Here is a 13799-nt window from a genome sequence, read left to right on the forward strand (position 1 = left end):
AGACCCGGCCCCGCGTCGGGTCTGCACGACAAGACATGTCCAATCATTACTTACGCATTTTTACGCAGCCAAAATCAGCGATCCTGCTGATTCTTGGTTTTGCGTCTGGATTACCGCTCGCCCTGACCTCAGGCACGCTGCAGGCGTGGATGACCGTTGAAAATATCGATCTGAAAACCATCGGTTTTTTCTCTCTCGTCGGCCAGGCCTACGTCTTTAAGTTCCTCTGGTCGCCGCTGATGGACCGCTACACGCCGCCGTTTCTTGGCCGTCGTCGCGGCTGGCTGCTGGCTACCCAATTTCTGTTACTGATTGCCATTGCGGCGATGGGATTCCTTGAACCCTCCACGCAGCTGCGCTGGATGGCGGCGCTGGCGGTCGTCATCGCCTTTTGCTCCGCGTCTCAGGATATCGTGTTTGACGCGTGGAAAACTGACGTGCTGGCCGCGGAAGAGCGAGGCACCGGCGCGGCAATCAGCGTGCTGGGCTATCGTCTGGGGATGCTGGTCTCCGGCGGACTGGCGCTATGGCTGGCCGACCGCTGGCTAGGATGGCAGGGAATGTACTGGCTGATGGCCGCGCTGCTGATCCCCTGCATTATCGCCACGCTGCTGGCCCCGGATCCCAGCGACGTCATTCCTGTGCCGAAAACGCTGGAACAGGCGGTTGCCGCACCGCTTCGCGACTTCTTCGGTCGCAATAACGCCTGGCTAATCCTGCTGCTTATCGTCCTTTATAAGCTTGGCGATGCGTTTGCCATGAGCCTGACCACCACATTCCTGATTCGCGGCGTCGGTTTCGATGCTGGCGAAGTGGGGATGGTCAATAAAACGCTCGGCCTGTTCGCCACGATTGTCGGCGCCCTGTACGGCGGCGTGCTTATGCAGCGCCTGACCTTATTCCGCGCGCTACTGATTTTCGGCGTGCTGCAAGGAGTATCCAACGCCGGATATTGGCTGCTATCTATTACCGATAAACACCTTTTCTCCATGGCGACGGCGGTATTTTTCGAAAACCTGTGCGGCGGGATGGGCACCGCGGCGTTCGTCGCGCTGCTGATGACGCTGTGCAACAAATCCTTTTCAGCCACCCAGTTTGCCCTGCTCTCGGCGCTTTCCGCCGTCGGGCGCGTTTACGTCGGCCCTATCGCCGGCTGGTTCGTCGAGGCTCACGGCTGGCCTGCCTTCTATCTTTTTTCCGTCGTTGCCGCTGTGCCGGGTATTTTGCTGCTGTTAATTTGTCGGCGTACCCTGGAACACACCCAGCGGTCAGAGAGTTTTATGCCGCGTACGTTCTTTCCTCAGATCTACGGGCTGGCTTTAATGATTCTGGCGGTTGGCTGCCTGATGCTGGCGGTATGGCTGGTGCTGCTGGTGTTCAACGCGCTGGATTACACCAATTTCTCCTTCCTCGCGGGCCTGCTGGAGATCGCCGTACTCACCGCCGTTGCGGGTATTTTACTCGGCGCTTTCCTTGACTACCTGGCATTACGCAAAACCGAGCTGATTTAATCGTTACAGAAACGTTAGTGGACGTTGTAATTACCAAGCGTAATTATAACGTCTTATTAACGATTTTATATTCATGGCGCTGAGTTTGTTGTTTTGTGCGTTTTAGATTTCTGGAAATTATTGACAATTTTTATGCGAATCTTTAAATAATTTAAACGATTCAGCTTTACTGTTTTTATTTTCCGCTTTTATGATGTCTTTTATTTGATAATTAATTGTTAATTATTTGTGTTGTTTTGCAGGTGGTTATGCTCATTCTCTTATAAACCCCTTGGTTCTTATCCCTTTCGTTATCAATCCCGCGTAAATCAAGGTTTGCAAGGGATAATGTCACACTCCGTAACATATGTGACAAGGCAAGCAGAAGCCACTAACATAGAACAGACACAGCTCCAACTATGTTTACAGTAATGCAACCTTCCCGTAAAATGCCCGTACACTTTAAGCGCCACCAGATTCCGTGGAATTGAGGTCGTTCAATGAGACTTAGGAAATACAATAAAAGTTTGGGATGGATGTCATTAATCGCAGGCACTGTATTACTCAGTGGTTGTGATTCTGCACTCCTCGACCCAAAAGGACAGATTGGACTGGAGCAACGCTCTCTGATTCTGACGGCCTTCGGCCTGATGATGATCGTCGTTATTCCAGCCGTCTTGATGGCAGTAGGATTTGCCTGGAAGTATCGTGCGAGCAATAAAGATGCGAAGTATAGCCCGAACTGGTCACACTCCAACAAAGTTGAAGCTGTGGTCTGGACGGTTCCTATCCTGATCATCCTGTTCCTGGCCGTTCTGACCTGGAAAACAACTCACGCATTAGAGCCGAGCAAACCGCTTGCTCACGATGAAAAACCTATCACTATCGAAGTCGTTTCGATGGACTGGAAATGGTTCTTCATCTATCCGGAACAAGGTATTGCTACCGTCAACGAAATCGCCTTCCCGGCGAACGTACCGGTACACTTCAAAGTGACCTCCAATTCCGTGATGAACTCGTTCTTTATCCCACGTTTAGGTAGCCAGATTTACGCAATGGCCGGGATGCAGACTCAGCTGCACCTCATCGCGAATGAAGCTGGTACTTACGACGGTATCTCCGCCAGCTATAGCGGCCCGGGCTTCTCTGGAATGAAGTTCAAAGCTATCGCCACGCCGGATCGTGCAACCTTCGATCAGTGGGTAGCGAAAGCCAAACAGTCTGCGAATACCATGGATTCCATGGAAACATTCGACAAACTGGCTGCGCCTAGCGAATACAACAAAGTGGAATACTTCTCTAACGTGAAACCGGATTTGTTTAAAGATGTTGTTAACAAATTTATGTCTCACGGTAAGAGCATGGATATGACCCAACCCGAGGGCGAGCACGCAGCGCACGAAGGAATGGAAGGCATGGACATGAGCCACGCGGAAACCGCTCACTAAGGGGCCGAGGAAGAAAACGATGTTCGGAAAACTTACACTGGATGCAGTGCCCTACCATGAACCCATTATTGTGGTTACGGTGGCTGCAATTATCATTGGGGGACTGGCGCTTCTGGCAGCCATCACTTACTTCGGTAAGTGGTCCTACCTTTGGAACGAGTGGCTGACTTCGGTTGACCACAAACGTCTCGGTATCATGTACGTTATCGTAGCAATCGTTATGTTGCTGCGTGGCTTTGCTGACGCCGTTATGATGCGTAGCCAGCAGGTGCTGGCCTCGGCCGGGGAAGCAGGTTTCCTGCCGCCTCACCACTACGATCAGATCTTTACCGCCCACGGCGTTATCATGATCTTCTTCGTAGCGATGCCGTTTGTTATCGGTCTGATGAACCTGGTGGTTCCGCTGCAGATCGGCGCACGCGACGTTGCTTTCCCCTTCCTTAACAACCTGAGCTTCTGGTTCACCGTTGTGGGCGTGATTCTGGTTAACCTCTCTCTAGGCGTCGGTGAATTCGCGCAGACCGGTTGGCTGGCCTATCCGCCGCTGTCGGGAATCGAGTACAGTCCGGGCGTCGGGGTCGATTACTGGATCTGGGCTCTCCAGCTATCCGGTATTGGTACAACGCTTACCGGTATTAACTTCTTCGTAACGATTATCAAGATGCGTGCCCCTGGCATGACCATGTTCAAGATGCCGGTGTTTAGCTGGGCATCTCTGTGCGCCAACATCCTGATTATCGCCTCCTTCCCAATTCTGACCGTCACCGTCGCGCTGCTGACCCTGGACCGCTACCTGGGCACCCATTTCTTTACCAACGATATGGGTGGCAACATGATGATGTACATCAACCTGATTTGGGCCTGGGGTCACCCGGAAGTGTACATTCTGGTTCTGCCGGTATTCGGCGTCTTCTCCGAAATCGCCGCGACCTTCTCGCGTAAGCGTCTGTTTGGCTACACCTCGCTGGTATGGGCAACAGTGTGTATTACCGTTCTGTCGTTTATCGTTTGGCTGCACCACTTCTTTACTATGGGTGCGGGCGCGAACGTAAACGCCTTCTTCGGTATTACGACCATGATCATCGCTATCCCGACCGGGGTTAAGATCTTCAACTGGCTGTTTACCATGTACCAGGGCCGCATCGTCTTCAACTCAGCGATGCTGTGGACGATTGGCTTTATCGTGACCTTCTCCGTAGGTGGTATGACCGGCGTTCTGCTGGCGGTACCGGGCGCAGACTTCGTGCTGCACAACAGCCTGTTCCTGATCGCGCACTTCCATAACGTCATCATCGGCGGCGTGGTGTTCGGTTGCTTCGCAGGTCTGACCTACTGGTGGCCGAAAGCCTTTGGCTTCACCCTGAACGAAACCTGGGGCAAACGCGCTTTCTGGTTCTGGATCATCGGCTTCTTCGTCGCGTTTATGCCGCTGTACGTGCTGGGCTTCATGGGTATGACCCGTCGCCTGAGCCAGCAGATTGACCCGCAGTTCCACCCGATGCTGGTTGTTGCAGCCTGCGGCGCGGCGCTGATCGCCTGCGGTATCCTCTGCCAGCTGATTCAGTTCTACGTGTCTATCCGCGATCGCGAGCAGAACCGTGACCTGACCGGCGACCCGTGGGGCGGCCGTACGCTGGAGTGGGCAACCTCTTCTCCTCCGCCGTTCTACAACTTCGCTATCGTTCCTGTGGTTCACGAGCGTGACGCGTTCTGGGAAATGAAAGAGAAAGGCGACGCGTACAAGAAACCGGCTGGCTATGAAGAGATTCATATGCCGAAAAACAGCGGCGCGGGCATCGTTATTGCTGCTTTCGCAACGGTGTTTGGTTTCGCAATGATCTGGCACATCTGGTGGCTGGCGATTGCAAGCTTCGTCGGTATCCTGGCGACCTGGATTATTAAGAGCTTTGACGAGGACGTGGATTACTACGTGCCGGTTGCAGTAGTCGAAAAACTGGAAAATCAGCATTTCGATGAGATTAACAAAGCAGGGCTGAAAAATGGCAACTGATACTCTTGCGCATAACGCCCACGCGCACGAACACGGGCACCATGATACAGGACCGATGAAGGTATTCGGTTTCTGGATCTACCTGATGAGCGACTGCATTATCTTCGCCACTCTGTTCGCGACCTATGCCGTTCTGGTGAACGGCACGGCGGGCGGACCGACCGGTAAAGATATTTTCGAACTGCCGTTCGTTCTGGTTGAAACCGCGCTGCTGCTGTTCAGCTCCATCACCTACGGCATGGCGGCTATCGCCATGTACAAAAACAACAAGAGCCAGGTGGTTTCCTGGCTTGCGCTGACCTTCCTCTTCGGGGCAGGTTTCATCGCGATGGAACTCTATGAATTCCATCATTTGATTGTTGAAGGTATGGGTCCGGATCGCAGCGGCTTCCTGTCAGCGTTCTTCGCGCTGGTCGGTACCCACGGTCTGCACGTGACCTCTGGTCTGATCTGGATGGCGGTGCTGATGGTACAGGTTTCTCGTCGCGGCCTGACCAACACTAACCGCACCCGTATCATGTGCCTGAGTCTGTTCTGGCACTTCCTGGACGTCGTGTGGATCTGCGTGTTCTCTGTTGTTTATCTGATGGGGGCGATGTAATGAGTCATTCTACCGATCATAGCGGCGCTTCTCACGGCAGCGTGAAGAGCTACATGACAGGTTTCATCCTGTCGATCATTCTGACGGTTATCCCGTTTGCAATGGTGATGAGTGGCTCCGCATCGCATGCGGCTATTCTGGGAACCATCCTGGTCACTGCAGTTGTGCAGATTGTCGTACACCTCGTGTACTTCCTGCACATGAACAGTAAATCGGACGAAGGTTGGAACCTGACCGCATTTATCTTCACCGTAATCATCATTGCTATCGTAGTTGTTGGTTCCATCTGGATTATGTGGAACCTGAACTACAACATGATGATGCACTAAGAGCGGCGAGTATGTTTAAGCAATACCTGCAAGTAACGAAACCAGGCATTATTTTTGGCAACCTGATCTCCGTGATTGGCGGTTTCCTGCTGGCCTCAAAGGGCCACATAGACTATCCGCTTTTCATCTGGACGCTCCTCGGAGTATCCCTGGTGGTCGCCTCGGGTTGTGTTTTCAACAACTATATCGACCGTGATATCGATCGTAAGATGGAACGGACGAAAAACCGGGTGCTGGTCAAAGGGCTGATCTCGCCAGAAGCTTCGCTGGTATACGCCACCCTGCTGGGTATTGCTGGCTTCATGCTGCTGTGGTTTGGCGCTAATCCCCTCGCCTGCTGGCTGGGGGTGATGGGGTTTGTGGTTTATGTCGGCGTTTACAGCCTGTACATGAAGCGCCACTCCGTCTACGGCACGCTGATTGGTTCTCTCTCCGGCGCTGCGCCGCCGGTGATTGGCTACTGTGCGGTGACCGGTGATTTTGACAGCGGCGCCGCTATTCTGCTGGCTATTTTTAGCCTGTGGCAGATGCCTCACTCTTACGCTATCGCGATTTTCCGCTTCAAGGATTATCAGGCGGCGAACATTCCGGTACTGCCGGTAGTGAAAGGTATTTCAGTGGCTAAAAACCATATTACCGTCTACATCATCGCCTTTACCGTTGCGACGCTGATGCTCTCTCTGGGCGGCTACGCCGGATATAAATATCTGGTTGTCGCTGCGGCAGTGAGCGTCTGGTGGCTGGGGATGGCGCTGCGCGGATACAAAGTGGCGGATGATAAAGTTTGGGCGCGTAAGCTGTTCGTCTTTTCCATTGTCGCCATTACCGCGCTGTCGGTGATGATGTCCGTCGACTTTATGGTGCCGGATTCACATAACCTGCTGACGATGGTCAGATAAGACCACCTTCTGCAAACGCTCAGCAGCCTCCGCTCGCAAGACCGGGGGCTGTTTTTTTATCACGCAACCTATTGTCCCTCCCCTCCCCCAGGTTCTCTTCAGATAAAAATCATCTTTATCGGTTCATCTCCAGTCCAGCGTTATCAATCATTCAATGATGATGTTCATATAAAAATGATAAAGAAATCAGCATCCGGGGGAGGTTGCCATCTGGTTTACCTCTATTTAGCGGTGTTAGCCTTTCGCGGTGAGTACGGTGCTCACTGATGACAATCCGTTGAATAAAGGAATAAAAATGAAAGAGTTAACTTTTAATGAAATGGAATATATTTCCGGTGGTTTTAATCTGCTGAATGCGGCTACTGGCTTTACCAGCTTTGTCGTCAACTCCGGGCTTGGCTTCGGATCTTTTGTCGCCACCTCAGGAGCCTCTTTCGCGAATTTTGTGATTGATAGCGCCGTAGAATTTGGCAAGTTCGTTATCGGTCAGTCGAACTGGAACACCTTTGTGTCTGCGGGGTTGGATAACTGGAATGGCTTTGTGAACACTGCCGCCAATAGCTGGTCAACCTTCGTGAACAACGCTGGAGCGGACTGGAATAGCTTTATCGACGGCGCGAAAGCCTGATATATCGGGCAGGTTCCGTTCAGAACCTGCCTGCCTCTTCCGCGGCTATCCAACCAACATCGCCTGGGCGCTATAGAGCAAATCCAGATGCTCGCGGCACAGGGCTTCAATCGAGGTTCTTGACTGATGGCTGGTTAAGCTCAGCGCTCCCCAGTAGATCCCTTCCCGGTCTGACAGCGGTACGGCCAGTACCAGCATGCCAATTTCAAACTCTTGCTCAATTGCGGCATATCCCTGGCGGCGCACCTGGGCGATCTTCTCCATCAGGGCCGTAACGTCGGTTACCGTATAGGGCGTGCGCTGTTCGCGTTTGATCCGTTGCAAAACGGTTTCGCACTCGGCTTCCGCTAATGACGCCAGCCAGAGCCGCCCGCCGGCGGTACAGTAAATCGGCACCCTCTCACCCAGACGCACTGAGGTCGAATTAAACGGCGTGTGCTTACTGCGCGCGATATACACCAGCTCATCATCATCTATCACCCCCACCGAAGCGTGCTCTTCCGTCCGGCTGGCGATGTACTCAACGATCGGCCGTACCATGCGCGGGAACTGCGCCGAGTCAACATACGCCTGCCCCAGCCTTAACGCTTTGGGCGTCAGCCAGTAGTAGCGTCCGTCGGTTTGCAGGTAGCGCTCGTGCAGCAGAGTAAGGAAAAACCGCCGCGCGGCGCTTTGCGTCAGGCCGCTCATTTTCGCCGCCTGCGGCACGGTGAGTCGCGGGTGCTCTTTTGAAAATAGCTGGATCAGCGCCAGCCCCTTTTGCAGGCCGACGATCAGATCGCGGGGATGAATCTGGTTTTGCATACTTGTTCACACTTTCGCAACAATAAGATCGGTTTAGCGCGATTATCGCAGTGGTGGTGCGATTAACAACCAGTATGGCCGAATTCTGCGTTGTCGCTCTCAGCTTCCGCTGAAATACTTTCACAACATTAATTTAACAAAATGAGGTTTGAAATGGTCAGTGGATTCACTCAGGTCGTCGCCGTCATCGGTCACCCGATTACCCAGGTTAAATCGCCGGAGAATTTCAACCGCTACTTTGCCGACCAGCAGATGGACAGCGTCATGATCCCGGTGGATATCGCCCCGCAAGCCGTTGCTGACTATCTGCAGGCGCTACGCGGCTGGCATAACATGAGCGGCGTGCTGGTCACCGTTCCGCACAAACAGCGCGCCGCCGCCCTGGTCGATGAGTTAACCCCGCGAGCGCAGCATCTCAATGCCGTCAACGTCATCCGTAAGCTGGCCGATGGCCGTTTACAGGGCGACATGCTCGACGGCGTCGGCTTCCAGCTTGCCGCAGAGGCGCACGGCTTTAACGCCGCAGGTAAAAAAGCGCTGCTCTCAGGCTGCGGCGGCGTCGGCAGCGCCATCGCGTGGGGGCTTTGCGAAGCGGGCCTCCGTCAACTGGCGCTTTATGACCCGAATCCCGCCACGCTTCAGCTGCTGCATAACCGGCTGGCCACCCATTTTCCGCACGTTCACCTAACCGATCTGCCCGCGACGCTCAACGGTCTGGATGTGCTGGTGAACGGTTCTCCGGCGGGAATGGCCGGTTTCGATCCATTACCGCTGCCGCAAACGCTGCTGGAAACGCTGCCGGTATCAGCGCATGTCGCGGACGTGGTAACCGCCCCGGTTATCACCCCGCTTCTGGCCTTCGCCCGGGATCGCGGCTGCGCGATTCAGACCGGGCCGGAAATGGCGCTGGCGCAGATGAAATTAATGGGGCAGTTCATTGGCGCCATTGCGCAGGAACAGGGAGCGGCGGCATGAAAAGCTGGGACGTCATCGTTATCGGCAGCGGCGCCGCAGGCTTTGCCGCGGCGGTGACCGCCTGCTGTAAGGGGCTGTCGGTGCTGATGCTGGAAAAAGCCCCGCAGTTCGGCGGCACCTCCGCCATTTCCGGCGGCGCGGTGTGGATCCACGATAGCGATCAGGCGCGGAAAATGGCCGCAGGCGGCAGCCCGCAGGAAATCGAAACCTATCTGCGGACCATCATCGGTGAGCCCAACTATCGTCAGGATCTGATCGAAGCCTTTATCGCTTCGGGACGCGAGGCGCTAGCGTTTCTGGAAAAAGAGGAGGCGGTGAAATATAGCCTGCGTCCGCTTTCTCCGGATTATTACCCGGATGAACCCGGTGCCGTCGACGTCGGGCGGGCGCTGGAGGTGGTGGAGTTTGACGGGCGAGAACTGGGTGAGCATTTTCGCGACCTCCGCTCTCCTCCACCGGGGATGCTGCTGTTTGGCGGGATGATGGTCAATCGCATCGATATCCAACACTTTCTTGATATGCGCCGCTCCCTTAGCTCGTTCGCGCACTGCGGCAGACTGCTGCTGCGCTATGGTCGCGATCGTCTCCGGCACCATCGGGGCACTCGCCTGGCGATGGGCAACGCGCTGATCGCCCGCATGGCGACGCTCGCTTTCCGCAAAGGCATGCAGCTCAGACTCAACGTCAACGTGCTTTCACTGAGCGAACGCAATGGCGAGGTGACCGGCGTAGAAATTGAGCACGAGGGTCAAAAGCAGGCTCTTGAAGCCCGCTGCGGCGTGGTGCTGGCAGCCGGAGGTTTTGCCGCAGGCAAGCTGGCTGAACGCTATCGCCCCCAGACCCGCGAGCACTATACCATGTCCCCCGCTGCCAACGACGGCGCCGCGCTGCGCCTTGCCGCCGCGCTCAATGCCCGCGAAGGCGCTGACCTGCCGTCTAACTTTTTCTGGGCGCCGGTCTCCGTTTTACACCATGCCGATGGCACGCAGGAGCGCTTCCCTCACCTGGTCACCGATCGCGCCAAACCCGGCGTGATTGCCGTCAACCAGCGCGCGGTGCGCTTCGTAAATGAATCCAACTCTTATCACCACTTCGCCAGCGCCATGCAAAGCCGGGCAGAAAACGCCCCCTGCTTTCTGATTTGCGACGCCCTTGCCATGAAGCGCTACGGCCTCGGCCTGGCGCGCCCTGCCCCGGTAAATAATGACGCGCTGGTGAAAGCGGGCTATCTGCACAAGGCCGATACGCTGTCAGAGCTGGCGCAGCGCCTCGGACTCGATCCGCAAACCCTCGGGGAAACGGTGGCGCGCTATAACCGCGACGCCGCTCAGGGCCAGGATGCGGAATTCGCTAAAGGCGGCAACAGCTATAACCGCGCGATGGGCGACCCCGGCCACCGGCCAAACGCCTGTAACGCCCCGCTGACCCGCGCGCCGTTTTATGCCGTCACCCTCTATACCGGCGATCTCGGTACCTCGCGCGGTCTGGTGACTACCGCCGATGCTCAGGTGATTAACCAGCAGGGTGAACCGATTAAAGGCCTCTACGCCGTGGGTAACGATATGAATTCGATGATGGCCGGAACCTATCCCGGCCCCGGCATTACGCTCGGCCCGGCGCTGACCTTCGGCTATCTCTCAGCCAGCCATATGGCGCAACAACACGCACTGTAAACAGGAGAAAATCATGATCTATGAAAAACGCACCTACACCATCAATCCGCTGAAAATGGCCGACTGGCTGGCGCTGTACAAAAGCGATGCTTACGCCGTGCAAACCGAGCATCTCGGTAAGCTCATCGGCTTCTTCTTTACCGAAATTGGCGTGGTCAATCAGGTGGTGCACATCTGGGCCTACGAGAGCCTCGACGATCGCCTGGCGCGTCGGGCGCGTATGGCGCAGGACGAACGCTGGCTGACGTTCTCGCGCAAAAACCGCGAGCTGGCTGCCGTCGAGCGCCTGGAGTCGGTTCTTCTGCGTCCCACTGATTTTTCACCTCTGCAATAAGGAGTCGGTCATGGGCGGGCAGATAAACGTGGATGTTCTGGTGGTCGGCTCCGGCGCGGCGGGGCTCTCTGCCGCCGTCACCGCCGCGCTCGGCGGCGCCAGCGTGCTGGTTGCGGAGAAGGAGTCGGTTATTGGCGGCACCAGCGCCTGGTCCGGCGGCTGGCTATGGATCCCGCGTAATCCGCTGGCGCGAGAGGAGGGTATTGAAGAAGAACCCGGCTCACCGCTCACTTATTTACGCCATGAAATGGACGGCGAGCCTGCCGATGCGCGTCTGCTCGCCTACTTACAGTACGGACCGGAGATGATCGACTTTTTCCGCCGCCGCACCGCCGTGCAGTTTCTTTCCGGCAGCAAAATGCCCGATTTTCACGCTTCACCGGGCGCTGCGCTGGGCGGCCGCTCGGTCACGGCGCAGCCTTTTGACGGACGGCTGTTGGGCGACTGGCTGCATCGCCTGCGGCCTCCGCTGGAGACCATCAGCCTCGCGGGGATGGGCATTGCCGGCGGCACGGATATGGCGCACTTTTTTAACGCCACCCGCTCATCGCGCTCGGCGCTGTACGCCACCTGTCGCCTGCTTCGCCACGGCTGGCAGCGGCTGCGCGCCGGTCGCGGACAGCATCTGGTTAACGGCAACGCGCTGGTCGCCCGCCTCCTGCGTTCGGCGCTGGATGCGGGGGTGAATTTTCAGCTTAACGCGCCGGTAGAACGTCTGCTCGCCGACAACAACGGCGTGACGGGCGCGATATTACGTAGCGACAGCGGCGCGCTGGAGGTTCGCGCCGGCGCGGTGATCCTCGCCTGCGGAGGCTTTCCCCACGACAGACAGCGTCTGGCCGAACAGGTTCCGCACGCCGCCAGCGGCTACGGCCACTTTTCCGCCGCGCCTCCGGGGAACCAGGGTGATGGCATTCGGCTCGGCGAAACGGTCGGCGGTCAGTTTGATCATTCGCTCAGGCACCCGATGGCCTGGGCGCCGGTGTCGCGCGTTACCCTCGCCAGCGGAGTGCAGCTCCCCTTTCCGCATCTGGTTGAACGCGCGAAGCCTGGCTTTATTGCCGTTTTGCCCAACGGCAAACGCTTCACCAATGAGGCCGACTCTTATCATGATTTTATTGCCGCGCTGCTGGACTCGACGCCGCCGGGCGAAACGCCGCAGGGGTGGCTGATTGCCGACAGCCGGGCGCTGCGGCGCTACGGATTGGGCCATGCTCGCCCCTTCCCGTTTACCCCAGAGGCCTGGCGCAGGACCGGATATCTGCAGACGGGCGAAACGCCGGAAGCGCTGGCAAAAGCCTGCGCCATTAATCCGCAGCAGCTAACGGAAACAATCACCAGGTTTAACGACTTTGTAGACCAGGGCGAGGATAAGGATTTTCAGCGCGGCGCGTCGGCATACAACCGCGCGCAGGGCGATGCCAGCCGCTCTCCGCACCCAACGCTTGGGAAACTCAGCCATGCGCCTTTTTATGCGGTACGCATTTTGCCCGGCTCGCTGGGCTCCTTCAGCGGATTAATCACCGATGAAAATGCGCGGGTTCTCAACGCGCAGCAGCAGCCGATTCAGGGGCTTTTCGCCATCGGCAACGACATGTCGAGCGTGATGCGGGGATTCTATCCCAGCGGCGGTATCACGCTGGGTCCGGCGATGACCTTTGGTTATCTGGTCGGAAAAAACCTGGCAGCAAATATAAATAAAACAACGCAGTAAAAGCATTTCACCAGGGACGGCAATACGCATAACAACAACAACCTGCAACTGTACTGGAGTCCTTTATGAACATGCGAACCCTGTCACTCGCCGCGCTTACCCTACTTGATGTCCCACCACCGGAACAGGTACGCATTGCGGCCCAGGCCGGCTTCACTCACGTAGGCCTGCGCCTGCTTCCCGCAACCCCGTCGGATCCAGATTACGCTATGCTCGGCGATACCCCCGCCGTTCGCGATACCCTGGCGGCGCTGATGGCAACCGGCGTTCGCGTCTCGGACGTTGAGATTGTCCGCCTGACGCCGGATTTTGCACTGAACGCCCGATTGCGGCTGTTCCTTGATACCGCCGCGCGCCTTGGTGCGAAGCAGGTTTTAGTCGCCGGCAACGATGATAACCGGGCCCGCAGCGCGGAAAATCTCGCTCGGCTGGCCGAAGCCGGCCAGGAGTATGGTTTAACCATGAACCTGGAGCCTATGCCATGGACCCACCTGCGCACCATCGCCGAAGCCCAGGCGCTGATCGCCGCCAGCGGCCGCAGCGATATCGGTATTTTAATTGATGCCATTCACTTCTGGCGGGCAGGCGAATCCCTTTCGACCCTCGCCACGCTCCCGCAAAATTACCTCAACTATATGCAGCTTTGCGACGCTTCGCCGCAAGCCCCCGCTGACGAGCAGGAGCTGATTTACCAGGCCCGCGCCGCGCGCCAGGTGCCCGGCGAAGGCGGACTCGACCTGCACGGCCTGATGGCGGCGCTTCCGGCCACGCTGCCGGTCTCTGTCGAGGTTCCGCTCAGCGGCGCCCGGGGCGCTCTGCCTGCGCTCGCTCGCGCTCAGCTGCTGTTTAACGCCGCGCAGTCCTACCTGCGCCCTTGCGCATAAGGAGAGCCC

13 protein-coding genes are annotated in these 13799 nt (G+C 56.7%); 12 read left to right on the top strand and 1 reads right to left on the bottom strand.

What is annotated here, in order from left to right; translation table 11 throughout:
* Positions 1 to 35: 35 nt before the first annotated feature.
* The 7 genes from ampG (at position 36) to GUC22_RS20820 (ending at position 7406) form a co-directional block, all read left to right on the top strand.
* Positions 36 to 1511 (top strand): muropeptide MFS transporter AmpG, encoded by a 1476-nt coding sequence (ampG, locus tag GUC22_RS20790; protein WP_049088796.1) that lies wholly within the window; start codon positions 36 to 38, stop codon positions 1509 to 1511.
* Positions 1512 to 1990: 479 nt separating this feature from the next.
* A complete protein-coding gene (gene cyoA, locus GUC22_RS20795) occupies positions 1991 to 2938 on the top strand; it encodes a cytochrome o ubiquinol oxidase subunit II (RefSeq protein ID WP_004129799.1) in 948 nt (315 codons plus the stop codon).
* Positions 2939 to 2957: 19 nt separating this feature from the next.
* Complete coding sequence (cyoB, locus tag GUC22_RS20800) at positions 2958 to 4949, top strand: cytochrome o ubiquinol oxidase subunit I (RefSeq protein ID WP_004133450.1); 1992 nt, start codon at positions 2958 to 2960, stop codon at positions 4947 to 4949.
* Positions 4939 to 5550 (top strand): cytochrome o ubiquinol oxidase subunit III, encoded by a 612-nt coding sequence (locus GUC22_RS20805; protein WP_004129790.1) that lies wholly within the window; start codon positions 4939 to 4941, stop codon positions 5548 to 5550. The genes cyoB and GUC22_RS20805 overlap by 11 nt, the downstream gene beginning before the upstream one ends.
* A complete protein-coding gene (locus GUC22_RS20810) occupies positions 5550 to 5879 on the top strand; it encodes a cytochrome o ubiquinol oxidase subunit IV (RefSeq protein WP_004099523.1) in 330 nt (109 codons plus the stop codon). Before GUC22_RS20805 ends, GUC22_RS20810 begins: the two co-directional genes overlap by 1 nt.
* A gap of 11 nt (positions 5880 to 5890) precedes the next feature.
* Positions 5891 to 6778, top strand: a complete 888-nt coding sequence (gene cyoE, locus GUC22_RS20815) for a heme o synthase (protein WP_004133451.1) — start codon at positions 5891 to 5893, stop codon at positions 6776 to 6778.
* Between the two features lie 295 nt (positions 6779 to 7073).
* On the top strand, positions 7074 to 7406 hold the full coding sequence (locus tag GUC22_RS20820) for a hypothetical protein (RefSeq protein WP_004133452.1): 333 nt from the start codon (positions 7074 to 7076) through the stop codon (positions 7404 to 7406).
* A 45-nt stretch (positions 7407 to 7451) separates the two neighbouring features.
* Here GUC22_RS20820 and GUC22_RS20825 read toward each other — a convergent pair whose 3' ends face one another.
* Positions 7452 to 8210, bottom strand: a complete 759-nt coding sequence (locus tag GUC22_RS20825; RefSeq protein ID WP_004133453.1) for an IclR family transcriptional regulator C-terminal domain-containing protein — start codon at positions 8208 to 8210, stop codon at positions 7452 to 7454.
* Between the two features lie 153 nt (positions 8211 to 8363).
* Here GUC22_RS20825 and GUC22_RS20830 point away from each other — a divergent pair, with 153 nt between their 5' ends.
* The 5 genes from GUC22_RS20830 (at position 8364) to GUC22_RS20850 (ending at position 13790) form a co-directional block, all read left to right on the top strand.
* A complete protein-coding gene (locus GUC22_RS20830; protein ID WP_024359047.1) occupies positions 8364 to 9185 on the top strand; it encodes a shikimate dehydrogenase family protein in 822 nt (273 codons plus the stop codon).
* Complete coding sequence (locus GUC22_RS20835) at positions 9182 to 10858, top strand: FAD-dependent oxidoreductase (protein WP_049087386.1); 1677 nt, start codon at positions 9182 to 9184, stop codon at positions 10856 to 10858. The genes GUC22_RS20830 and GUC22_RS20835 overlap by 4 nt, the downstream gene beginning before the upstream one ends.
* Positions 10859 to 10871: 13 nt before the next feature.
* Positions 10872 to 11192: an NIPSNAP family protein gene (locus GUC22_RS20840; RefSeq protein ID WP_004133454.1), complete on the top strand. Its 321-nt coding sequence runs from the start codon at positions 10872 to 10874 to the stop codon at positions 11190 to 11192.
* 10 nt (positions 11193 to 11202) lie between these two features.
* Positions 11203 to 12906, top strand: coding sequence for an FAD-dependent oxidoreductase (locus tag GUC22_RS20845; RefSeq protein WP_049087385.1), 1704 nt, complete (start codon positions 11203 to 11205; stop codon positions 12904 to 12906).
* Positions 12907 to 12971: 65 nt separating this feature from the next.
* Complete coding sequence (locus GUC22_RS20850) at positions 12972 to 13790, top strand: sugar phosphate isomerase/epimerase family protein (protein WP_049087384.1); 819 nt, start codon at positions 12972 to 12974, stop codon at positions 13788 to 13790.
* The last annotated feature ends 9 nt before the right edge of the window (positions 13791 to 13799 follow it).

It is taken from the genome of Klebsiella sp. MPUS7, from assembly GCF_009905335.1.
Lineage (GTDB): Bacteria > Pseudomonadota > Gammaproteobacteria > Enterobacterales > Enterobacteriaceae > Klebsiella > Klebsiella grimontii.

Bases quoted from the DNA above. Each gene is read 5' to 3' on its own strand.
- ampG (WP_049088796.1), top strand. From the start codon at position 36: ATGTCCAATCATTACTTACGCATTTTTACGCAGCCAAAATCAGCGATC.
- cyoA (WP_004129799.1), top strand. From the start codon at position 1,991: ATGAGACTTAGGAAATACAATAAAAGTTTGGGATGGATGTCATTAATC.
- cyoB (WP_004133450.1), top strand. From the start codon at position 2,958: ATGTTCGGAAAACTTACACTGGATGCAGTGCCCTACCATGAACCCATT.
- GUC22_RS20805 (WP_004129790.1), top strand. From the start codon at position 4,939: ATGGCAACTGATACTCTTGCGCATAACGCCCACGCGCACGAACACGGG.
- GUC22_RS20810 (WP_004099523.1), top strand. From the start codon at position 5,550: ATGAGTCATTCTACCGATCATAGCGGCGCTTCTCACGGCAGCGTGAAG.
- cyoE (WP_004133451.1), top strand. From the start codon at position 5,891: ATGTTTAAGCAATACCTGCAAGTAACGAAACCAGGCATTATTTTTGGC.
- GUC22_RS20820 (WP_004133452.1), top strand. From the start codon at position 7,074: ATGAAAGAGTTAACTTTTAATGAAATGGAATATATTTCCGGTGGTTTT.
- GUC22_RS20825 (WP_004133453.1), bottom strand. From the start codon at position 8,210: ATGCAAAACCAGATTCATCCCCGCGATCTGATCGTCGGCCTGCAAAAG.
- GUC22_RS20830 (WP_024359047.1), top strand. From the start codon at position 8,364: ATGGTCAGTGGATTCACTCAGGTCGTCGCCGTCATCGGTCACCCGATT.
- GUC22_RS20835 (WP_049087386.1), top strand. From the start codon at position 9,182: ATGAAAAGCTGGGACGTCATCGTTATCGGCAGCGGCGCCGCAGGCTTT.
- GUC22_RS20840 (WP_004133454.1), top strand. From the start codon at position 10,872: ATGATCTATGAAAAACGCACCTACACCATCAATCCGCTGAAAATGGCC.
- GUC22_RS20845 (WP_049087385.1), top strand. From the start codon at position 11,203: ATGGGCGGGCAGATAAACGTGGATGTTCTGGTGGTCGGCTCCGGCGCG.
- GUC22_RS20850 (WP_049087384.1), top strand. From the start codon at position 12,972: ATGAACATGCGAACCCTGTCACTCGCCGCGCTTACCCTACTTGATGTC.